Genomic DNA, 22,488 nt, shown 5'->3' on the forward strand with positions numbered 1-22,488 from the left:
TTCCGTGGAGATAGTCAAAACCTCCTTAAAGACGTTGACAGAAGATGCTGTGATTCTCGTTCAAAAACACGCGTCCGACAAAAATATTGATATTTCTCAGACGCATATTGATCAAGACTTCGATTTAAAGGTCGATCCAACAAGATGCTTACAAATTATCGTCAATATCCTAGGAAATGCTGTAAAATTTACCCCTGAAAACGGGACCATCGGTATCGATACTGTCATTCAGGACGATGCCCTGCTGGTAACAATCTGGGATACCGGGCCCGGTATCGATAAATCCGAACAAGAGAAAATATTTGAAGCCTTTCAGCAGGCCCATAACGGTATCTACAGCCGCGGCGAGGATGGCGTAGGCCTAGGATTAACACTTTCGTTAAAGCTTGCCCGCCTTATGGGGGGTGACATTTCTGTCGAAAGTGAGCCCGGTAACGGGAGCCGTTTCACAATAACCCTACCCTTAATGTTATAATTGGCCCCTTAATCAACTATTTTTCCAGTTCTACCATAAATTTATTTTTTTTTAACGTTCAGAGAACAATATTGTTACCTAGTCTTATTTCTAAAGGTAGGTGCATGTGAGTTCTGATGGACAGCAAAATATTAATCAAATACTGAATTTGGTTGAGCTGGCCGAAGATAAGTCCCCAACACAACGTAAGTTTCTCTATGAAAAAATAGGAAACTTTCTTTGTGAGGAAGAGGGATTTTCTCGCGCTGAAAAAGAATTGATGGCTGACATTATGTGTCGCATCACCTCTGATGTCGAACGTTCAGTTAGAGCCTCTTTCTCAAAAAATATCAGCAAAAACAAAGACATACCGATTGATCTTGTGATTTTTCTTGCAAATGAAGAATATGACGTTGCTTTACCGATCCTGCAGGATTGTGGTTTATTGGATGAAGAAGACCTCTGCGAAGTTGTGCGCACAAGATCCGTTCAACACCAGCTTGCCGTCGCCGCCAGAACCAATATCGGGGAGGCCGTCTCCCGCGCGCTCTCCGACACAAACAATAATGACGTGTGCCTTTGCTTAATCGAAAATAAGACCGCAGCTATACCAGAAGACATACTCGAGTTGTTTTGCATCCAATCACAAACAATTCTTGAGTATCAAAAACCTTTGCTTCAAAGGCCTTTTTTACCCGAAAAAATTGCACAAAAAATGTATCAATGGGTGTCGATTGCCTTGCGAGAATATATTGTCTCCAATTTCGACATCAGCCCGGATCTTTTGGTTGTCTCTGCTGATGAGCAGGCCCAAAGCGTAAAAGAGATTACGAGCGATAGCGACCCATCTTCCATGCTCGTCAACAAATTATTCACTGCGGGAGAGCTTTCAAATGGGTTCTTACTGAAGTCACTGAGGCAGGGTGAAATTGATCTCTTTGAACTTTCCTTTGCCAAACTGCTTGATATACCAAGAAAAGAAGTCCAGAAAATTCTGTATGCTGACGACCCCCAACTACTGGCAGTTGCCTGCCGAGTGTTAGGCCTCGATCCTATAGTATTTTCGACTATTTTTGACCTGACAAATACAGCGCTTCAATCTGGCAATGGGTTCTCCTCCGAACAGAAAGAACAGGTCGTAGGTTTTTATAGCCTTCTTAAGCTTGATGCTGCGAAACGGGCCTTGAACAACAAAGACTTTATCAACGGTCTCATAAAATATTCTCAAACAAGCTCGTAACACATTCGTGTCTGCCACTTGCAAAAGCAGAATTAAGATATACTCTGTTAGCATGATGAATTGTACCGCCCTCGCGGCACAGATTAGTGGACAAATGCTGTGATTGATCCTTTTGGTAGAGCCGTAACCTATCTGCGTGTATCCGTAACGGATAGATGCGATTTCCGATGCAAATACTGCATGGCTGAAAACATGACTTTTTTGCCCAAAAAAGATGTCCTCAGCCTGGAAGAATTGGAGCTGGTAACCGCATCATTCATTCGAAAAGGTGTGCGGAAAGTTCGCCTGACAGGGGGTGAGCCGCTGGTTCGAAAAGGCATAATGGAACTGGTTCAGAATCTGGGTCGCTATCTGGATAGTGGGGAACTGGATGAACTGACCCTGACGACCAATGGCAGCCAGCTTTCCAAATATTCAAAAGACCTCTATGCCGCAGGGGTGCGCCGATTAAACGTATCGCTGGACACACTGGATGCGGATCGCTTTCAGGACATTACCCGTTGGGGCAACCTGGACAAAGTGATGCAGGGCCTTGATGCTGCGCAGGATGCGGGCTTGAAAATCAAAATCAATACCGTTGCTGTTCGCGGATTTAATGACCATGAAACGGACGACCTGATCCGATGGGCTGGCAGCCGGGATATGGATATCACCTTTATTGAAACCATGCCTATGGGGGCTATTGACGAGCTGCGCTCTGACCGGTTTTTACCATTATCCGAACTTAAAGAACGGATTTCACAAAACTGGACCCTGACGGAAAGCGACTATAAAACAGGGGGGCCATCGGACTATGTGTCGGTCGGCGAAACCGGGAACCGTATCGGTTTTATAACTCCCCTAACCCACAATTTCTGTGAAAGTTGCAATCGGGTGCGCCTGACCTGTACGGGAATGCTTTATATGTGCCTTGGACAGGAGGATAGCGCTGATCTGAAACAGGTTATCCGGTCTGAAAATGGATTATCCAAGTTGGATGCGGCGATTGATGAAGCCATTGGACGGAAACCCAAAGGCCATGACTTCGTAATTGACCGGACGTCCGATCATAAGCCTGCGGTTTCCCGCCACATGAGTGTCACCGGCGGATAACGCCGTTTGCCATCCAAAGAGATTAAAAAAATAATATGACATCATGGAAAATACACTTCACGGCAAGCGATACTGAAAATGCGCAATCCGCCCATAAGCGGCTTATCCATCAATATGGTCAATATTCAATTTCTCAGGCGGATGTCATTGTCGCCTTAGGGGGTGACGGATTCATGCTGGAAAGCATGCATCGTTATATGGCGTCCGGTCTTCCCATATATGGAATGAACAAAGGGACCGTCGGTTTTTTGCTGAACGACTATCAAGAAGAAAACCTGTTTGAGCGCCTGCAAGCCGGTGTCATTACCAAACTCCACCCGTTAAAAATGGCCGCAACGGATATGCATGGACGGGTAACCGAAGCGCTTGCTATCAATGAAGTATCCTTGCTGCGTGAAAGCCGCCAGACGGCTAAGATCGAGATTTCAATTGACGGGAAAGTAAAAGTTGAAGAACTGACCTGTGACGGTGTCCTTGTGGCAACGCCAGCGGGCAGCACGGCCTATAATCTATCCGCTCATGGACCGATTTTACCGGTCAATGCTGGCGCCCTTGCCCTCACTCCCATTAGTGCCTTTCGGCCGAGACGCTGGCGGGGAGCCATTCTTCCCCGCGAAGCCCAGATTAAATTCAAGATCATCGAATCTAAGAAAAGGCCGGTCAGCGCCGTGGCAGATGCCGTTGAAGTCCGAGATGTTGCAACGGTTACCGTCCAGGAAGAACCTGACATCTGCATTAAACTGCTGTTTGATGAAGAGCATAACCTTGAAATGCGTATTTTGGACGAGCAGTTCCAGTATTAAGCAAGGTTAGAACCCGATCGCCTTGCGAATTAGGTTGAGCCCCATCAACAGAAAAATAATCAACAGCACTTTCTGAAAGCGGCCGCCATCCATTTTGCGGCGAATGAACTCGCCGATCGTAAAGCCAGCGATAACCGGTATGGTGAGCAATAAAGAGGTTAGAGCCACCGTTTCCGTCATGATCTCACTTTGCCAATAGCCAAAAAACAAAGGAATACTACCAAAGAAAATCAGGAAGCCAGACGCTCTGACGAAATCATCTTTTTCCACACGCCGCGATAAAAAGTAAATAACCATGGGCGGAGACCAGATCCCCGTAAGCCCGCCCATAATGCCGGATATTCCGCCGGCGACGACCTGAACAGGCCGATCATATTTATCAGTAAGGTAAACAGGCTTCACAAAAAGGCTGGTAAGGGCAAAAAGAACAATCACACAGCCGAGTATTATCAGAAAACTCTCGGCAGGGATGGACGCACTCACATGCGCGAACACGTAAATCATGATGAGCATGATGATCAAAAATGGCCAGTATTGGCGGGCTGTTTTTACAATATCGCCCCCTCGATAAACCTGCCAGGCATTTGAAATCATCATTGGAAAGATCACCAGAGCAACCGCTAATTGCGGCTCACTAACCACATCAAGCTGCGTGGTCAAAGAGATGGCAGCCGTAGGCAAGCCGATACCAACCAAGCCTTTAATTGTCCCTGCGAGCAGGAAAATACAACCAATAATCAACAAAGCATCTTGCATGGGAAACCTGCCTGGGCAGAGAAGGAGTGGAAAAAAAGTCGCGATTTCAGACTACTCGAAAAGGGTGGGTACAAAAAATGCACTCCCTTCCCTTACGTCATAGCTGACCTGATGGAAAATATCCGCTAATGTCTTTTTATACCAGCCCAAAACAATAAGGTAAAAAAATGAGTGATTTTGTTAAGGTGTCCGTGAGCGACGGAATTCAAACCCTGAAAATCGACCGGACCGACAAGAAAAATGCGCTAACCCAGGAAATGTACGCCGTTCTGGCAGACAGTCTTCTGGAGGCAGAGGATAACCCTGACATACGTGTTACCATCATTACCGGTACCGCAGACAGCTTCACAAGCGGGAATGACCTGATGGACTTTCTACAAAGTGCCACCCAGGAAGAAGAAAAGCCGGTAGAACGTTTCCTGAAAGCCCTTGTCAGCATCCGCAAACCATTGATCGGTGCCGTGAATGGCATCGCAGTTGGGGTTGGAACCACTATGCTGCTGCACTGTGATCTGGTATATGCTTCAGAAGACGCCGTTTTCTCTCTTCCATTTGTTAATTTGGCCCTTGTGCCGGAAGCCGCATCCAGTCTTCTTCTGCCAAAAATCATGGGTCATCAGCGCGCCTCTGAACTGCTTCTGCTCGGGGACAAGTTTAATGCCGAAAAAGCGCATGCCTATGGCATCGTGAATGAGGTTGTTCCGGCAGACAAATTGGAAACCGTGGCGCTGAATACAGCCAAGGCGCTCGCAGCAAAAGCACCGGAAGCCCTTCGCTTGTCAAAAGCCCTTCTCAAAAATGACAGCGAAGCCGTAATGAAACACATGTATGCAGAGCTGGAAATATTTAGTACCCGCCTGACATCCGCAGAAGCCCGCGAAGCGATGCAAGCCTTCATGGAAAAAAGGGCCCCCGACTTCAAAAAGTTCAACTAAGGTGCCACGCGCCTTTTGCAAAAAACCAAAGAGAGCACTCTTTGTTCGGCGGGACGATCGAAGCGTGCTCTCTTGTCATTCAACGGCCGGTAACGCAGCACACTCGCTTTATAGAATAAACAAAAGGATGAACGACTTTTTCAAAGCGGGTTGTCGCCAGTTGCGGGTGTCGCCCCAATGATTTGACTTAACCTTTCGCCCTGAAGAGCCTGCATGGTTGACCGTTTTCAGGTTTTAAGAAGTCAATTTTTTAATCCGCATAGTGTCCGACAATCAAATTGAGTAAAAGTGCCTGATGTCTTTTCGCTACCTGTTTTAACGCGCAACTGACAATGCAAGTGTTTGATCGTCCCCACCCTTTAAAAGCCGATATATTAGGCGACGATATAAACTGGCTTTCCGACAAGAATAAAATCAGCGCCTATGCGCAGAACCTTCACCTCACTCGTTCACCAGAAAACTGATAAAATTTTTACTAAATACACTGCGAGTTTTACTCGATTACTTTCCAATTCGTAAATTAAATTTAATTTTTTGCAGATACTTTCATTTTCAACGACTCGACAACACAGTTCCCTGTGGCAGGAGAAAATAGATGAAAGTAATTGCAGTAGCCTCTCAAAAAGGCGGTTCAGGAAAGACGACCCTCGCTGGTCATTTAGCTGTCCAAGCAGAACTCTCTGGTATGGGACCGGTAGCGCTTGTCGATACAGACCCACAAGGAAGCCTTTCTGAATGGTGGAATGAACGCGAGGCAGAAACGCCTTTGTTCGCAAGAACCTCAATAGAAAATCTGAAAGACGATATTGCCCGGATGCAGCATATGGGGATCAAACTCCTGATTGTTGACACACCACCTGCAATTACGGAAACCATTGCTACGGTGATTGGATTGGCGGACCTGCTTATCATTCCAACGCGTCCCAGCCCGCATGATCTGCGTGCCGTAGGGGCGACTGTGGAACTGGCTGAAGGGCTGGAAACACCACTGGTCTTTGTCGTAAACGGCGCAACACCCAGAGCCCGAATTACAAGCGAGGCCGCGATTGCTTTGTCGCAACATGGCACTCTGGCACCCTCGATCCTGCACCAACGTGTGGATTTTGCCTCAAGCATGATTGATGGCCGGACTGTGATGGAATTGAACGAGCAGTCCAAATCCAGTGAAGAGCTTGCAAGACTGTGGAGCTACATTCAGGGCCGCATTGAAAAAAAGCCAGCCGGTTTGGCACCTGAAATCAGCCGACAAAGAAACAAGCCGACCCTGCAAACCTCCCAGACAGCCTTTAACTAAGTGCCCAAAGGAAGAGAGTTCCCATGAAAGCCGCATTTTTATCAAGTTCATTAATTAGTTCCAAGGGATCAGCTGGGCCAGCGACACAATCCATGCTGCCAAAGGAATTACTGGCAACCTCCGAACGCGCCAAAAAAATCTATTCCGGCAGCCGTTCGTCAAATCCGGACCCTCAGCCATCGGCTTCAGTGTCTGACCCGGGACCGCAAGAAAGTAATAATAGCTTGCTGGTTTCAACGCCAAAATCTGCAAAAATCAAGGAAGAAACCGTCGTCCGTCAGGCGCGCGCTTCTTCCAATATGAGAAAAGATGCCTTGGGCCGTGTTAGAATGAGCATTCGGATGACACCGGAACAACATCTCAATCTAAAACTTATTTCCGCACATTCCCGCCTTTCCTCACAGGCAATTATCGAGGATGCGTTGAAGGAGTATGTAGAAAAACACGGTACAGACCTCATTCCCGATGCCTGCGCTTGCATCAAGGATAAATTTTTCAGCTAACATTTGGATTAATTGCCATGCGAGATATTCTGGACAAAGAGGAAGGCGATAACGGGTCGAACGCGGCATCGCTGACACGGATTAAGGTCAGAAAACCAAAGGCGGATCTGCTTGGGCAAGAGCCCTCGCGTAAAATCGGGGATATCACGGATCGCTTGGCAGCACTGGCAACTGAGCTGGACAACTTTGATACGACGCCAATTGAGAAACGTGAAAAAACACTGCCAGAGCCACCTCGTCCGACCAACACAGGCTGGAGTAAGGGTACACCAGACCGCCGTAAGGCGTCCGCAGACAGAGCGGTTGCGGCTGCCAATGGTTGGGGCAAAAAGCCTGCCACCCACGGAGACATCTTAAGCTATTGGATGGAAATCCGGGAGGGCGGACGTCGTTACCCATCGCACCAGTCACTGGATCCGAATGTGATCGGCAAGAATTGGCCAAATTGTATTCTGGTGCATTGCAACCGGGATATTGGACGCCTTCAGGTGAAATTTGATTTCACACACGCAATCCGGCAAGCCGCTTATGGTGAATTGTCCGAGGAAGAAATTCTGGGGCGTATTGAGTTCACCCCCATGATCGTGGATTGGATCTTGAGTGTTGGACAGACTGTATCCAGTACCCGCAAGCCGGCCCACACAACTGAATTTTTCCCGACCCTGACCGGCGAATGCCCATTAAGAGTGATCGCGCTGCCCCTCAGTGAGAGCGGCCGCGATATCGATCATGTGTTGTGCTACATACAGAAGCTGCAATAACCCGGTTCGGCCAAACCCTTAAAGGGCGGCCAGGACGGCGTCTTTCTGTTCGTCTTTAAAACCGACAACAAAGACGCCATTCCCCAGATCAAATAGAGGGCGCTTCATTATCGTGGGCTGTTCTTGCAACAAAGAGACGACCCCGTCCCCTTCCAACGCTTCTTTCTGCGCGTCTGTCAACTTTCGATACGTCGTTCCGCGCTTGTTGATTAAAACATCCCGATCGATTTCCTTCAGCCATTTCAACAGATGCTCTTCGCTAACCGGTTCTTTGCGGTAATCATGAAAATGATGCTCCAACCCTTGTTCATCGGCCCATTTCAGTGATTTTTTGATCGTGTCGCAGTTGCGAATTCCGTAAATTGTAATCAACGCTTTTCCTTTCTGACGTTTATGTCTGTGTACAACACTGTCTGGCATAACAGCAAGGCCCCTCACAAAACCAATGCCGTCACGTCCTTTAGGGGCACAAGGGGGCTGAAAAATGACGTTCATTGATTTCATAAAAACCATCTATCGCTGTTTTCTTGAACCACCGCTTTCGAATAAGGCGGAAAGCAGTCAGCAGATACTTGCCGCGTCCATCGAAAACGCTGTGCTGATTATCATGACCGCATCGGAAAATGCGATCGAACTGGACGAAGAAACCATTGCGACAGTCATACAAGCCAAAAACGCGATAAAGGACGGTCCACTGGAAAGTACGTTGGAGGGTAATTTTTGGATGGCTTACCAACGGATATCCAATACATTGAGCCCAATTTCCGTTGATAGCATTCGGGCAACCTATGAAGGCCTAATCGATCCAGCCCAGCATACAGGATGGTTCACCCGCCGACCAAGACGCCCTCTTTCGCGTCAATGTGCCAGTAATTACAAACTGTTATCTGTTGTAACCCTCACACTCTTAATCGGTGTTCAGGTCTATTGGTATATCGGTTGGTCAATCGTCGATGATATTACGGCCCAAAGTCAGGCTATCGAAAAACTGAAACGCGAGATATCACAGCTTAACCTTCAGGAAGCCAGCGAAGCGGCATCTCAAAGCAGTTTCAATTTTGAAAAAGTGCGGGAAGAAACCCTGAAGAAGGAAATTATTGAGCATTCACAATGGAAAGATGCCGCTTTCCATCATCTGGATAACTGGAACAGCACTTGGTCAAATGTCAATTTCCTGACCAGTCAGCCCTGGCAGGAGGCTGGCTTTCAAGATCTATCTCTGCAAGTACAGCGACATATACAATTTGTTGCGGCCGGGAATTTTCTGGCCGCCCTGACCGGATATATCCTGCCCATTCTATATGGCCTGATTGGCGCCTGTTTCTTTATTTTACGGCAGCTGCCTAAGGAAATTGCCAGACGCACCTTTTCCATGAACTCCTATATCAACTACAGTCTTCGAACGACGCAAGGGCCGTTGGCGGGGATCATGATCAGTTTTCTCTTTAACACAGAAAGTGACGAAAAAAGCCCGCTCGCGCTTGGTAATTCTGACTTGCTGTCGTTAGAACCCTCCTTTGCCTCGCTTAGCCCCTTAGCACTTGCATTTTTGGCAGGATATAGCGTTGAATTTGTTTTCAGATTCATCGACCGAACACTGGACCCACAAGAAGCTCAAATTGCGCTAAATGCGTCAGCCTCACAAAATTCAATCACCAAAAAAAAGAGAAAAAAAGAGAAAACAACAAGGAGTATCAATGAAAGCCCGCCGCAATAAACCGCACGCAATTAGAATATAATAGATTAATTTTATTAAAATTTAATAATATATTAATATTCAACCTAGATGATTGTCTTGTCCAAGGTTGATCGGAGCTGCCGTAACCTCTTTCCAAGCCCCCCCTTTTAAGGGTAACGGCAGCTTCGATTACATTCCCCCACTCAAAAAATATATTTTCCCTCATTCACGCGAGTTTAACGAAAAAGTAAGGGAAATTGTTCAATCTTCTTTTTTGAGAAATTTCCTGTTCTAATTGTTAACAACTGAAGAGCCATTATCTTGCATCGCATAGAAGTCACAAAAGGCCAGCGTGTCCTTTCAGTAGGCGAAGAAGGGCAGTGTGCCTATATCGTCGAACAGGGCAGTGTTAGAATTGAAGATGCAGTTTCTGTATTAAAGGAATATACGGTCGGCCCGGGCGAAATGTTTGGCGAATATGGCGTTATACCTGATTCCCCCCATTATTGTGTTGCGACAGCTGAAGAAGACAGCTTGCTTCTGGTTGTACCGCGGGAAGAAATAGAAGAAAAAGCAAAACTATCTGATCCGATGGTAAGCCTTTTTCTGAATTTCTTTATGGATCGGTGCCATAGCCTGACAGAGCGCCATTATCATGAGGGCAGAACTGAAAAGATACCCTCTCCAAACAGACGTTCCGTTCGAGACAAGGTTAATAAAAACCGTGACGAACTGGTGGAAATCTTCAAGACAAAAGAGGAATTGGAACGTGCTGTTGAGCAAAATGAATTCGTTTTGCATTTCCAGCCGATCATTTCCCTAAGAGGCGGATTTACAGCCGGTTTTGAAGCCCTTGTAAGGTGGGATCACCCGGACAGAGGATTACTTTCCCCATTTCACTTTATCGATATTGCAGAACAAACCAACGCGATTGTCCCGCTGGGGGAATGGGTATTTGAAGAAGCGTGCCGCCATGTGGCCCCTTTCAACAAGATTGCCGCTGAAGGGGGAAGCCCTGAAATATTTGTCAGCATCAATATTTCAGCGAAACAATTTGCTGTTCCCGACATCGTTGATCGTTTCAAAGAGATGATCGCCAATACCAACGTCAACACGTCTCACGTCCAACTGGAGATCACAGAAAGCGTTCTGATGGAAGACACGACCCACGCAAAGGGTATTCTTCATCAAATCAAGGATTTGGGGTTTCAGCTTGTTCTAGATGATTTTGGCACGGGTTACTCAAGCCTGAATTACCTGCATCAGTTCCCGATCGACAAACTGAAGATTGACCGCTCTTTTACCCATACCATGCTCAATGACGAAGACAGTTGCGAGATCGTTCGGGCCATTGCTGGCCTCGCTCACAACCTGAATATTGAAGTTGTTGCCGAAGGTATTGAAGAGCGGGAACAACTATCCCTATATCGTGATCTTGATTGCCATTATGGGCAAGGCTTCCTTATTTCCAAGCCCCTACCCGTCGAAAAAGTCTATGAAATCCTTGGCACCAGAATGGCTATCTAGGCCCAATTCACGAAAGACTAACGCTCAATTCTTCAAAATCCCGATAAGACGGCCGGCGACTAAACCGGCTCTATGTCCCCCTGTTCCTGCATGGCATGGAAAGTCAGGGCATAACTGGCAAGCTCTCCTGCCTCAATTGCAATGCGCATTTCCTCCATAATATCCTGATAATAATGAAGGTTGTGCCACGTAAGCAAAACAGAGCCGAGTATCTCTTTTGCTTTGAACAGATGATGCAAATACGCCCGCGAATAGTTCCGACAGGCCGGGCAACCACACATTTCATCCAGTGGTCTGGGGTCTTCCTGATGTCGGGCATTTCTCATATTCACTGTGCCAAAACGCGTGAAGGCTTGCGCATTTCGGCCAGATCGCGTTGGCAGGACGCAATCAAACATATCGATGCCACGCATGACACCGCCTACCAGATCATCCGGCTTTCCCACACCCATTAAATAACGGGGTTTATCCTGCGGCATGTTCGGAGTCGTAAATTCGAGAGTACTGAACATCGCTTCCTGTCCCTCGCCCACAGCAAGGCCACCAACAGCGTATCCTTCGAAACCGATGTCCGTAAGGGCTTCAATGGATTCGTGACGCAAATCCTCACATACAGAGCCTTGAACAATCCCGAACAAACCATATCCCGGGCGGTGTTCAAACGCCTCTCTGGAGCGTTTCGCCCACCGCATAGACCGGCGCATACTCTCTGCTGCAACCTTATGGTCGGCCGGAAAAGGTGTACATTCATCAAACGCCATCGTAATAGTCGCGTTCAGATCATTCTGAATTTCCATCGACCGCTCTGGCGTCAGCTCGAACCTTTTTCCGTCGATGTGAGATTTAAAAGTAACGCCGTTCTCATCCAACTTGCGTAATTCATTCAAAGACATCACCTGAAAGCCACCGGAATCAGTCAGGATGGGGCGATCCCAATTCATGAATTTCTGCAATCCGCCCAGTTTTTTGACCCGTTCTGACCCGGGACGTAACATCAAATGGTAGGTGTTACCCAGAAGGATATCGGCGCCGGTTTCCCGGACAGCCTCAGGGGTCATTCCTTTTACCGTCGCAACAGTGCCAACGGGCATAAAGGCAGGGGTCCTAATGTCGCCATGCGCAGTCGAGAGAGTACCGCGCCGGGCAGCACCGTCCCGCGCATGAATATCAAATGAGAATTTTTTTTGTGTCATGATCTTGGATATAGCAGGGAAGTATCCCCATAGGAATAAAATCTGTATTTATGTTCGATTGCGTGAGCATAGGCGTTCTGCATGGTTTCAAACCCGCTAAAGGCAGAAACCAGCATGAACAATGTGGATTTCGGGAGGTGGAAATTTGTCATCAGTATATCCACCGCCTTGAACTTGTAGCCGGGCGTAATAAAAATATCTGTCTCGCCTTTGAAGGGATGAACATGACCTGTTTCATCAGCAGCGCTTTCAAGCAAACGAAGGGATGTTGTCCCGACACAGACAATACGGCCACCCTCCTGCCGACATTTATTCAATCGATCTGCGACCTGTTCCGTCAAAATACCATATTCAGCATGCATCTTATGATCATCGGTATCATCCACCTTCACAGGCAGGAACGTGCCCGCACCAACATGCAAGGTCGTTGCAACACAGTCTACCCCTTTGTCTTTGATCCGCTGCAATAACTCTGGTGTAAAATGCAGGCCCGCAGTGGGCGCTGCCACCGCGCCTTCATCTTTCGCAAAGATTGTTTGGTAGTCTTGTTTGTCCTGCTCGTCCACGGCACGGATTGAGCCGATATAAGGCGGCAATGGGATTTCGCCGAAAACCATCAACTTTTCCATCAGCAAGGGTCCCGCTGCCGAAAAAGCCAGAACCACTTCCCCGCCCTCCAGCTTTTGAGAAACCAGAGCTGTAAAGTCGTCGGAAAAACGAATGATGTCGCCCGGTTTTAGCTTCTTTGCAGGCTTTGCAAAGGCATGCCAGGTATCCGAGGAAACGTTCTTGTGCAGCGTGACTTCAATTTTTGCTGTGCGGCGCGTTCCCCTTAAGCGAGCTGGAATAACCTTGGTATCATTGAACACCACCACGTCTGACGGTTTCAGAAAATCAGGAAGTTCCCCCACCAGATGATCTGATATTTCGTCACCGACCACAAGCAACCGGGCGGCTTCGCGCGGCGTTACCGGACGATCAGCAATCAATTCCTCAGGAAGCGTAAAATCAAAGTCATCAACACGCATAGCAATCCCTGCCCTTAAAACAGAAACGAACGGCTTCTCCTAAGAAAAGCCGTTCGCAGTCAACCCGCATAAGCCGAGGTTATTCAGTAACGTCTGCGGCTACCTTCATGCTTACAATTTTGTCAGGATCCTGAACCGAACCGTTCATCATGCCATCGCCTTTTTTGATTGCATGAACATGTTCCATTCCTTCAACCACCTGACCCCAGATGCTGTACTGGCTATCCAAGTGTGGTGCTGGGCCAAACATGATAAAGAACTGGCTATCTGCACTGTTCGGGTCCGCAGCACGGGCCATTGAACAGGTTCCTTCCACATGGGCTTCACCAGAAAATTCAGCGTCCAGATTTTGACCGGATCCACCAGTACCATTTCCTAAAGGGTCACCTGTTTGAGCCATAAAACCATCAATCACACGGTGAAAAACGATCCCGTCATAGAAACCTTCACGCGCCAGTGTTTTGATGCGAGACACATGATTTGGCGCCAGATCCGGACGCAGTTCAATAACAACACGGCCATCTTTAAGTTCCAGATAGAGTGTGTTTTCAAGATCTGCTGACATAATATGCTCCTTTACACCTGCAGGGCAGGTTCCTTTTTAATTCGATTTATCCGCCAGGATCTTATCAACCCTGGTAACAATTTTTTCGGCCGTAGATTTCGACACAAATTTCGTAATATCCCCCCCCAGAAAGGCAATTTCTTTCACCAGACTGGACGCGATAAACTGATGTTGATCCGAGGCCATCAGGAAAACTGTTTCGATTTCGGAATTCAAACGACGGTTCATGCCCACCATCTGAAACTCATACTCGAAATCCGATACAGCGCGCAGGCCCCGGATAATGATGCTTGCATTACAATCTTCTGCGAAATGCATCAACAGATTATTGAAAGGTTTAACCTCAAAGTTCGTACCGGGAATTTCCCGTGTCATTTTTTCGACCATTGAAACCCGCTCTTCCACTGAAAAAAGAGGGTTTTTTCCCGGGTTCATGGCAACGCCAATCACCAGGGTATCAACAAGTTTAGAGGCACGTTTAATAATGTCATAATGACCAAGTGTGATCGGATCAAATGTGCCGGGGTACAAACCAGTACGCTCAGTTGTCATCGGAGTTTCCTTCCAGATTTGCTATTTCTTGCGTTAGCTTTCTCTATTAGGCTCGTGATCGTCAGGAGCCCTCTTCCTCATTATTGTCTGATGGATCGGGTTCGCTGACGCCTTCACCGGTGTTTTCGATGACTGAACCTTCGACAAGGTTTTCATCCTCATCACCGTCCTCGTCAGATTTTCCGTCTTCAAGCGCGGTTACAGATACAACCTGTTCCCCTTTTGCGGTCTTGAACAGAGTAACACCCTGCGTGTTCCGACCAGCAATCCGGATATCCGAAATTGGTGTCCGGATCAATTTTCCGCCATTGGTAACCAGCATAATCTGATGTTCTGGGGTAATCGGCATCGTTGCAACAACCGGACCGTTCCGATCAGATGTTTCGATATTGATAATGCCCTGGCCACCCCGGTTGGTAACCCGGTATTCGTAGGCATTTGTCCGCTTACCAAATCCATTTTCTGTAATGGAAAGAAGGACTTCTTCTTTTTCATACAGTTCCCAGTAGCGAGCTTCATCGAGCCCGTTCAGGTCAGTCGGCGTGCCATCTTCATTTGCTGAACGACGGGCTTTCAGATAAATATCGCGTTGTTCTGTCTCCAGATCCACATGACCCAGAATAGACACCCCAATAACGCTGTCACCTTCAGCAAGACGCATGCCGCGTACACCACTTGAATCCCGTCCTTTAAACAACCGGACATCAGTCGCCTGGAATCGGATACATTTACCGCCCTTGGCCACCAGAAGAATATCAGACGCTGAGGTACAGATCTGGACACCAATCAATTGATCATCACTGTCCAGCTTCATGGCAATCTTGCCGTTAGATTTAACGTTTGAGAAGTCACTTAACCGGTTACGACGGACATTACCCTTCGATGTGGCGAACATGACTTCCAGCTCGTTCCAGCTTTCCTCTTCCTCTGGCAGTGGCATCAGGGTTGAGATAACTTCCCCTTCTTCCAGTGGCAGAAGATTGATGATCGCTTTTCCAAGGCTTTGCGGCGTTCCAAGTGGCAGGCGATACACCTTCATTTTGTAAACCCGACCAAAGGACGAGAAGAACAAGACGGGTGTATGCGTATTCACCACAAAGACCTGAGTGACAAAATCCTCATCCCGGGTTTGCATACCCGCACGCCCCTTACCGCCCCGGCGCTGTGCCCGGTAGGTCGAAAGTGGAACCCGCTTGATATAACCTTTATGACTGACAGTCAGGACCATATCTTCACGCTGGATCAGATCTTCGATATCATGCTCGAATTCGTTATCTTCGATCCGCGTCCGCCGTGGGGTCGCATATTTTTCTTTCATTTCCAGGAGCTCGTCCTGAATGATGCTGATCAATCGCGGACGGCTGGAAAGGATATCAAGATAATCAACAATCTTGTCACCCAGCCCTTTTAATTCGTCGCCAATTTCATTCTGGCCAAGAGCCGTCAGACGCTGCAACCGTAGATCCAGAATTGCCCGCGCCTGGAATTCAGACAACTGATAGGTGCCATCTTCATTGATCGGATATTCCGGGTCATCCACCAGACGGATCAGGCTTTCTACGGAATTTGCGGGCCAACGACGGCCCATTAATTCTGTCCGTGCAGTAACAGGATCCGGCGCCCCTCGGATTAACTTAATAATCTCATCAATATTCGCAACAGCAATAGCCAGACCGATCAAGACATGAGCCCGCTCTCTTGCCTTGCGCAAAAGATATTTTGTCCGGCGTGTAATTACTTCTTCACGGAAATCAAGAAACGCTACAAGCAATTGCTTGAGGTTCATCAATTCCGGTTTTCCGCGATCAAGCGCCAGCATGTTCATGCCGAAAGACGTCTGCAACGACGTGAAACGATAAAGTTGGTTCAGGACCACTTCTGGCATCACATCGCGTTTGATCTCGACCACAACGCGAACGCCGTGACGGTCAGACTCATCGCGAAGGTCGCCAATTCCTTCAACCTTTTTGGAGCGAACCAGATCAGCGATCTGTTCGACCAACCGTGACTTATTAACCTGATACGGGATTTCGCTGACGATCAAAGCCTGACGGTCTTTACGAATTTCTTCGATATCCACTTTGGCGCGCATGATAACCGAACCACGTCCGGTGGTTAGTCCGCTTATGGAACCGGACCGCCCCAGAATAACGCCGCCTGTTGGAAAATCAGGAGCTGGAACATATTCCAGCAATTCTTCTTCAGTGGTCTCTGGCTTGTTCAGCAGCGCAATCGAACCGTCGATCACTTCGCCCAGATTATGAGGGGGGATATTTGTCGCCATACCGACCGCAATACCGCCCGCTCCGTTCACCAGAAGGTTTGGATAGCGCGCAGGAATAACAGACGGTTCCCGCTCGCTGTCGTCATAGTTATTGACGAAGTCCACGGTTTCCTTGTCGATATCATCGATCAGGCTTTCCGCAGCCTTTTCAAGGCGGGCTTCCGTATAACGCATTGCCGCCGCTTTATCGCCATCCATCGAGCCAAAGTTACCTTGACCCTGAATGAGAGGCAGCCGCATGGAAAAGCTTTGCGCGAGGCGCACCATGGCATCATAAATTGCACTATCACCATGCGGGTGATAACGACCCATGACATCACCAACCACACGTGCAGATTTTCTGAACTGTTTGTCGGAGGTGTAGCCATTTTCGTACATGGCATAAATAATGCGACGATGCACTGGCTTCAGCCCGTCACGGGCATCTGGAAGGGCACGAGAGACGATCACACTCATAGCATAGTCCAGATAGGACTTACGCATTTCTTCTTCGATAGTGACCGGTACGATATCTTTATCGGATGGAGGCAGGGTAACGTCGTTCAAGGTAACATCCAGCTGTTGGACTGCTTCGGAATTCCCCCCGGAAACAGCAAATCACTTACTTTGTTTCACTTGGCTTCTTATGAGTCCAAGCACTCATTCGTTCTACAAGAAATAGCAACTATGTGCAACCTATTGCATCTGCGAAATGCGTGGTCATCACATTGACCCTATTCAATTCCCGGAATGTCCCGATTTAGGCCTAAAATCTTTGGCCCGCATTTGAATTGCGAACGCCATTTTGGTTGATCGCCCTTAGTGAGGAATTGTGATCTTTTCTGCCTTTCACTCAACGCGGCTTCCGGAATAAGCCTCTTTTCTGTCAGTTGTCCGAGCGGGAACCAGACCAAAAGCCACTGGTTCTGCCCCTATCTTTCAAGAATACCTATGATGAAGAGGGTTCCAAAGACTACTGGCGCCAGAAACGGGGCGTTAGAAAGATCAGCAGGGTAAAAATTTCAAGCCGGCCCAGAACCATTTCCACAGCCAAAATCCACTTCACAGCAGGATCCAGCGCAGAAAAGTTCCCGGCAGGGCCGATCTGCGTACCAATTCCCGGCCCGACATTGGCAAGAGCCGATGCTGACGCGCTGACTGCCGTATCAAAATCCAAGCCGAACGGCATCAACATGAAGGCAAAGACAACGAACGATGCGACAAAGACAAAGACGAAACTGGCGACACCGACAAATACATCATCCGTAATTTTTTTGCCGTCATATTTTTCTGTAAAAATCCCGTTAGGATAGATCTGTTTGCGAATAATCTGACGCACCATTTTTGCACTGACGATAAACCGCATAATCTTAATGCCGCCAGAAGTAGACCCCGTGCATCCGCCCATGAAAATCAGAAAAAAGAAAACCATCAGCGAGAAACTGCCCCACCCTGAATAATCAGAGATGGCGTATCCTGTTGTGGTTACAATAGATATAACACTAAACCCGGCGTGAAGCAGGGCATTCCCCACGGTTTCATCTTTTGCTACGACCAGCCAGGTAGTCATTACACCGATCACAACGATCAGGCCAATCGTGTAAATCCGCACCTGCTCGCTGCCAAACTGGCGTTTTCTGACAGCCCGGATATACCAGAGGAACGGAATACTCCCCAAATACATGAAAACAATGCAGGTATAATAAATTACTGGATTATCGAAATATCCCATCGATGCGTCATGCGTGGAAAATCCGCCGGTACTGACCGTTGTCAGCGCATGGGCGATTGCATCAAACCCGGTCATGCCGCCAGCAAGGTAGGCCAGCACACATAAAACCGTTAGACCCAGATAAAAGTATAGGGTGGTCGTTGCCAATTTTGCTGCTGAGGGAAGTTCCTTTTCAGATGATTCAGAGCTTTCTGTCCTAAAAAGCTGCATCCCGCCGATCCCCAGAAACGGCAGCATCGCAATTGCCGTAACGACGATACCGATACCGCCCAGCCATTGCAGGAATGCGCGCCACATCAAGATACTATGGGGCATCTCATCCAGCCCAACAAGGACTGTCGCCCCCGTGGTGGTGATGCCGGACGCGGCTTCAAAAACTGAATCTTCCAACGCCATGCCATACATCCAGAAAGGCAACGCCGCTGCCGCCACCAAGGACACCCAGATTGACGCTGTCAGGACAAAGGTCTGTTTATGGGTAAAAGTGATCGCTGATCCACGCGATGCCAGCATCAAGCCGACACCCAAGAATATGATGAAAGCAAATGCCTTCACAAAGGGCAAATCAGCGCCCGTATTCAATAGCTCAATAACAAGCAGAGGCAGGGAAATAATGGCAAGAACAGCGCCGTTCACAAAAAGTATCGGTCTCATTCAAGATATAGTTGAAACCCGCCATCTCAAAATCCAGATGGGCATACAGGTTTCAGCGCATTCCCCTTTTGACAAACTCAGTCGGATTTATGCGCTTTGACGTGCTTAAGGTCAACGGCTTTCTATGCCTGCCCGGAAAGCATTACAGGGCAGCACTGTCCAACGACAGATGGGCCGCAGATCTTTCCTCGGACCGTGGAGACGGTTTTACAACGCGGTTTGTAACCATCCGGCCATATAACTGACGGATGATATTGCTGGCGGTTTTTTCAAATAAAAACGGAAAAAGAGAATGCATAAACGCACAGAAAGTTGCGAGCAACAACCAGCCACCAAAACCGGCAGACATCTGCATATGCTCAAAATACGTCTCGTTCACTGATTTTGGATGATCCAAAAATAAAGCTTTGACTGACATGACCACTCCATTCAATTCATGCTGTTCCCAACTCAATGACTGTAGATTAGATCTATTTTCAGAGAATTTTGTTCCAAAATTCGCGCTATATGCTAAAATATCGACACTTTTATTTCGAATATAAAAATTTTATGAGATATTTGTTTCATGGATGACATAGACAGAAAGATTTTGTTCCATCTTCAACAAGACGCCAGGATTTCGGCCGCAGACCTTTCTGAAAGCGTCGGCTGCTCCCGCACTGCCTGCTGGAGACGGATCAAATCTTTAGAGGAAACAGGGTTTATCAAACGCCATGTGGTGCTTGTTGATCGAGAAAAAATTGGGGTTCCGGTAACGGTTTTCGTCAATATCAAAACCAGCGAGCATGATCCTGAATGGCTTGGAAAATTTGCATCCATCGTCGATCGTTTTCCGGAAATAACCGAATTCTACCGCATGAGCGGAGACGTTGATTATCTTCTGAAAGTCGTGGTTCCCGATATCGCCGCCTATGATACGTTTTACAGGCGCCTTATTCAGTCCGTCACCTTATCCGACGTCAGTTCCAATTTCGCAATGGAAGAGATAAAATTTACGACAGCCCTTCCGGTATAGTGAGCATCACCTTTTTCTTGGAAGCGTTGGGAAAGAAGAGCTGTTCACCCTGCAACTGATACCGACCGATCAGTTCTTGTCCTTTTTTACTCACCAGCCAGTCTTGAAGTTTAATTGCCAGATCTATTTTTGTGTGGGGATGCCGATCCGGATTTACAGGAATAAAAGCATATTGATTAAAAAGAATAGTATCGCCTGAGTATAGGATCTTTAACGCCCGTTTATTCTTGAAATTAAGCCAGCTCGCCCGATCTGCGAGAATATATCCGCCCATCGCGCTTGCCGTATTCAAACTTGCCCCCATCCCGGAACCCGTCGCGCGGTACCAGTCTCCCTCGCGTTTGTCTTTGGTAATTCCGGCCATTTGCCAGATAGACACCTCTTTCCGATTTGTCCCGCTATCATCACCACGACTGACAAACACGGCTTCGTTTTGAGCAATTTTCTGAAAAGCAGCTGTTACTGACTTTGATAAGGGAATATCCAGCCTATCGGATTGCGGCCCGATGAGCACAAAATCATTATACATGATCTCTTTTCGATGGGTGCCATATCCTGCTCTGACAAAGTCCTCTTCTGCCGCTTTGGAATGCACCAGTATCGCATCCACATCCCCGGCCCTGCCAAGTTTAAGGGCCTGCCCCGTCCCGACCACCAGCATATGAACATCCAGTTTCAGATCTTTTTTAATTTCGGGAATGAGGATTTCTGACAAACCAGAGTTATGAAACGAGGTTGTCACCGCTAATTTCAGATCGTCCGCGACGGCAGGTGATGGATATAAACTTGCCGAACAAGTCAGTGTAAAAAAAAGCAATGCCCACAAAAATGCTCTCATAACAAGATCCCCCCGTTTAAGAATACCAAAGCGTCCTCTGTGCAGGGCTTCACGAAAAACGCCTCTGCCGCTGTTTGTTCTTTTAGTTTTCCATGATGCATAAACAAAATCTCTGTTGCCAGTCTTTTCGCCTGTCCAATATCATGAGTTGCCATAATTATTTTGGTACCCTGTTCCATCGCTTCTTTCACAAGACCTTCTATCGCCAAGGTGGACGCACCATCCAGATTGGCTGTGGGTTCATCCAGAAACAACAGGCTCGGACCGGTGATCAGGGCCCGTGCGGCGGCAAGTTTTTGCTTTTCTCCGCCTGACAAAACATCGGCTTTCTGGTGCATAACAGGCAGCAAGCCTACTTTCTCCAGCCAGATTTCAGCCGTTTTCAAAGCGCTCTGCTGCGGAACATTCCTGACCTTCAAAGGATACAGAATATTTTCCAAAACCGACCGGCGCATTATTGTTGGACTTTGAAAAACGAAAGACTGCTGTTTCTGCGCGGATACAGAATTATCCTGCCAGTCGACCGACCCGGTTTTTGGTCGCTCCAACCCGTGCAGCAGTCTCAGCAAGGTTGTCTTGCCGGAACCATTGGGGCCCATTAAAATGGTGCATCCTTCCCCCTCGATGACCAGATCAATCGGGCCGATCAGGGTCTCCTTTTTACGGCCCACCGTCACCGCCCGTAATGCGACAGGAAACAAACTGGTCATTACCACGTTCCTTCTCTTTCCGTGCGGGACAAAACATGGATGCTGATATTTACCAGTACAGCAAGCAGGATGAGAATAATCCCAAGACCCAATGCCAGCGGAAAATCACCCTTCCCGACTTCCAGCGCAATGGCCGTTGTCAGAACACGGGTCAGATGATCAATGTTCCCTCCAACGATCATAATGGCACCGATTTCCCCAATAGCCCGTCCAAAGCCCGTCAATGTTGCAGTCAGCAACGCCCGGCGGCCATCCCATAACAAGGCTTTCATTCGCTGCAATTTGGTGGTGTGCAGCGAGATCAATAGATCATGATATTGAAACCACAATTCGCGCAGTGATTGGTGGGTCAATGATGCAATAATGGGCGTCACAATGATGACTTGCGCAATAATCATGGCTGTCGGTGAAAAGAGCAGGTTCAACACGCCCAGCGGACCGGACCGGGAAAGAAGCAAATATACCACCAGTCCGACCACAACCGGGGGCAGCCCCATCAGGGCATTAAGCAAGGCAATTGCCAATCGCCGATACCGAAAGCGGGACACCGCAAGCCACGCACCAAATGGAAGACCCAGCGCTGCAGACAGGATGACCGCGGAAAATGACACCTGTAACGACCGCAAAGAAATTTCGACAAGATTGGAATCAAATGACCAAAGAAGCCTGAAAGCCTCATATACGCCCGCCATTAGATCATTCATGTCTGTTCGTCCGCTCCCTCGTTCAGTCTTTGCCTAATGCAGTTTGAAGTAAGAAGCAATCCCACGAGCGACACAGAAGTGACGGTTAGAGAAGATTTACCGGCGCAATCAAATCATTTTATCCCCTCCTCCAATGCTAGTTTTAAAACGTACATAAGAAAAATATAATTTTGCCTTCGATAATGGGCACG

At 47.9% G+C, this 22,488-nt stretch carries 23 protein-coding genes; 11 read left to right on the forward strand and 12 right to left on the reverse strand.

The genetic code is table 11. The features are described 5' to 3' along the window. The 4 genes from ACJAYR_RS14640 to ACJAYR_RS14655 all read left to right on the forward strand — a co-directional run. The coding region (locus ACJAYR_RS14640) for a sensor histidine kinase (RefSeq protein ID WP_415237293.1) at window positions 1-475 on the forward strand (475 nt) is incomplete at its 5' end. A 106-nt stretch (window positions 476-581) separates the two neighbouring features. Then, entirely contained in the window at window positions 582-1,694 is a 1,113-nt protein-coding gene (locus tag ACJAYR_RS14645; protein ID WP_415237294.1) for a DUF2336 domain-containing protein, read from the forward strand. A 99-nt stretch (window positions 1,695-1,793) separates the two neighbouring features. Then, window positions 1,794-2,786 carry a GTP 3',8-cyclase MoaA gene (gene moaA, locus ACJAYR_RS14650; protein ID WP_169545199.1) on the forward strand — a complete coding sequence of 331 codons (993 nt, stop codon included), beginning with the start codon at window positions 1,794-1,796 and terminating at the stop codon, window positions 2,784-2,786. A gap of 35 nt (window positions 2,787-2,821) precedes the next feature. Further along, window positions 2,822-3,589: an NAD kinase gene (locus tag ACJAYR_RS14655; protein ID WP_415237295.1), complete on the forward strand. Its 768-nt coding sequence runs from the start codon at window positions 2,822-2,824 to the stop codon at window positions 3,587-3,589. A 6-nt stretch (window positions 3,590-3,595) separates the two neighbouring features. Here ACJAYR_RS14655 and ACJAYR_RS14660 read toward each other — a convergent pair whose 3' ends face one another. Further along, window positions 3,596-4,345 (reverse strand): sulfite exporter TauE/SafE family protein, encoded by a 750-nt coding sequence (locus ACJAYR_RS14660; RefSeq protein WP_415237296.1) that lies wholly within the window; start codon window positions 4,343-4,345, stop codon window positions 3,596-3,598. 167 nt (window positions 4,346-4,512) lie between these two features. Between ACJAYR_RS14660 and ACJAYR_RS14665 the strand changes: the two genes are divergently transcribed. From ACJAYR_RS14665 to ACJAYR_RS14680, 4 genes are all read left to right on the forward strand, one after another. Beyond that, the gene (locus tag ACJAYR_RS14665; protein ID WP_415237297.1) at window positions 4,513-5,280 is read left to right on the forward strand and encodes an enoyl-CoA hydratase; all 768 of its coding nucleotides are present in this window, start codon (window positions 4,513-4,515) and stop codon (window positions 5,278-5,280) included. A 595-nt stretch (window positions 5,281-5,875) separates the two neighbouring features. Beyond that, on the forward strand, window positions 5,876-6,574 hold the full coding sequence (locus ACJAYR_RS14670) for a ParA family protein (RefSeq protein WP_169545192.1): 699 nt from the start codon (window positions 5,876-5,878) through the stop codon (window positions 6,572-6,574). A 23-nt stretch (window positions 6,575-6,597) separates the two neighbouring features. Continuing rightward, the gene (locus ACJAYR_RS14675) at window positions 6,598-7,077 is read left to right on the forward strand and encodes a hypothetical protein (protein WP_415237298.1); all 480 of its coding nucleotides are present in this window, start codon (window positions 6,598-6,600) and stop codon (window positions 7,075-7,077) included. Window positions 7,078-7,094: 17 nt separating this feature from the next. Further along, the gene (locus ACJAYR_RS14680; protein WP_415237299.1) at window positions 7,095-7,838 is read left to right on the forward strand and encodes a hypothetical protein; all 744 of its coding nucleotides are present in this window, start codon (window positions 7,095-7,097) and stop codon (window positions 7,836-7,838) included. An 18-nt stretch (window positions 7,839-7,856) separates the two neighbouring features. Here the strand turns inward: ACJAYR_RS14680 and ACJAYR_RS14685 are convergent, their stop codons facing one another. After that, entirely contained in the window at window positions 7,857-8,342 is a 486-nt protein-coding gene (locus ACJAYR_RS14685) for a Spx/MgsR family RNA polymerase-binding regulatory protein (RefSeq protein ID WP_415237300.1), read from the reverse strand. Between ACJAYR_RS14685 and ACJAYR_RS14690 the strand changes: the two genes are divergently transcribed. After that, window positions 8,323-9,555, forward strand: coding sequence for a hypothetical protein (locus ACJAYR_RS14690; RefSeq protein ID WP_415237301.1), 1,233 nt, complete (start codon window positions 8,323-8,325; stop codon window positions 9,553-9,555). The two genes, ACJAYR_RS14685 and ACJAYR_RS14690, sit on opposite strands and share 20 nt — an antisense overlap. 282 nt (window positions 9,556-9,837) lie before the next feature. Further along, entirely contained in the window at window positions 9,838-11,043 is a 1,206-nt protein-coding gene (locus tag ACJAYR_RS14695; RefSeq protein WP_415237302.1) for an EAL domain-containing protein, read from the forward strand. A gap of 59 nt (window positions 11,044-11,102) precedes the next feature. Here the strand turns inward: ACJAYR_RS14695 and tgt are convergent, their stop codons facing one another. The 7 genes from tgt to ACJAYR_RS14730 all read right to left on the reverse strand — a co-directional run bounded on the left by tgt (window position 11,103) and on the right by ACJAYR_RS14730 (window position 19,454). Then, window positions 11,103-12,236 (reverse strand): tRNA guanosine(34) transglycosylase Tgt, encoded by a 1,134-nt coding sequence (tgt, locus tag ACJAYR_RS14700; RefSeq protein WP_415237303.1) that lies wholly within the window; start codon window positions 12,234-12,236, stop codon window positions 11,103-11,105. Beyond that, on the reverse strand, window positions 12,233-13,264 hold the full coding sequence (gene queA / locus ACJAYR_RS14705; RefSeq protein WP_415237304.1) for a tRNA preQ1(34) S-adenosylmethionine ribosyltransferase-isomerase QueA: 1,032 nt from the start codon (window positions 13,262-13,264) through the stop codon (window positions 12,233-12,235). Before queA ends, tgt begins: the two co-directional genes overlap by 4 nt. 79 nt (window positions 13,265-13,343) lie before the next feature. Continuing rightward, window positions 13,344-13,829, reverse strand: a complete 486-nt coding sequence (locus ACJAYR_RS14710) for a peptidylprolyl isomerase (protein ID WP_169545178.1) — start codon at window positions 13,827-13,829, stop codon at window positions 13,344-13,346. A gap of 36 nt (window positions 13,830-13,865) precedes the next feature. After that, the gene (coaD, locus tag ACJAYR_RS14715; RefSeq protein ID WP_169545176.1) at window positions 13,866-14,381 is read right to left on the reverse strand and encodes a pantetheine-phosphate adenylyltransferase; all 516 of its coding nucleotides are present in this window, start codon (window positions 14,379-14,381) and stop codon (window positions 13,866-13,868) included. 61 nt (window positions 14,382-14,442) lie between these two features. Then, window positions 14,443-17,148, reverse strand: coding sequence for a DNA gyrase subunit A (gyrA, locus tag ACJAYR_RS14720; protein WP_415237318.1), 2,706 nt, complete (start codon window positions 17,146-17,148; stop codon window positions 14,443-14,445). A gap of 469 nt (window positions 17,149-17,617) precedes the next feature. After that, window positions 17,618-19,012 (reverse strand): TrkH family potassium uptake protein, encoded by a 1,395-nt coding sequence (locus ACJAYR_RS14725; RefSeq protein ID WP_415237305.1) that lies wholly within the window; start codon window positions 19,010-19,012, stop codon window positions 17,618-17,620. 160 nt (window positions 19,013-19,172) lie between these two features. After that, on the reverse strand, window positions 19,173-19,454 hold the full coding sequence (locus ACJAYR_RS14730; protein WP_415237319.1) for a DUF6356 family protein: 282 nt from the start codon (window positions 19,452-19,454) through the stop codon (window positions 19,173-19,175). Window positions 19,455-19,595: 141 nt separating this feature from the next. On the opposite strand from ACJAYR_RS14730, the gene ACJAYR_RS14735 reads away from it, so the two are divergent. Beyond that, window positions 19,596-20,045 (forward strand): Lrp/AsnC family transcriptional regulator, encoded by a 450-nt coding sequence (locus ACJAYR_RS14735; protein WP_415237306.1) that lies wholly within the window; start codon window positions 19,596-19,598, stop codon window positions 20,043-20,045. Here ACJAYR_RS14735 and ACJAYR_RS14740 read toward each other — a convergent pair. From ACJAYR_RS14740 to ACJAYR_RS14750, 3 genes are read right to left on the reverse strand one after another with little or no spacing between them, the layout of a single operon-like run. Continuing rightward, the gene (locus tag ACJAYR_RS14740) at window positions 20,023-20,883 is read right to left on the reverse strand and encodes a substrate-binding domain-containing protein (RefSeq protein ID WP_415237307.1); all 861 of its coding nucleotides are present in this window, start codon (window positions 20,881-20,883) and stop codon (window positions 20,023-20,025) included. The genes ACJAYR_RS14735 and ACJAYR_RS14740 overlap by 23 nt on opposite strands. Then, window positions 20,880-21,593, reverse strand: a complete 714-nt coding sequence (locus ACJAYR_RS14745; RefSeq protein WP_415237308.1) for an ATP-binding cassette domain-containing protein — start codon at window positions 21,591-21,593, stop codon at window positions 20,880-20,882. Before ACJAYR_RS14745 ends, ACJAYR_RS14740 begins: the two co-directional genes overlap by 4 nt. After that, the gene (locus ACJAYR_RS14750) at window positions 21,593-22,297 is read right to left on the reverse strand and encodes an ABC transporter permease (RefSeq protein WP_415237309.1); all 705 of its coding nucleotides are present in this window, start codon (window positions 22,295-22,297) and stop codon (window positions 21,593-21,595) included. Before ACJAYR_RS14750 ends, ACJAYR_RS14745 begins: the two co-directional genes overlap by 1 nt. Window positions 22,298-22,488: the final 191 nt, after the last annotated feature.

Origin of the sequence: Sneathiella sp., assembly GCF_047631475.1 — a bacterium.
Lineage (GTDB): Bacteria > Pseudomonadota > Alphaproteobacteria > Sneathiellales > Sneathiellaceae > Sneathiella.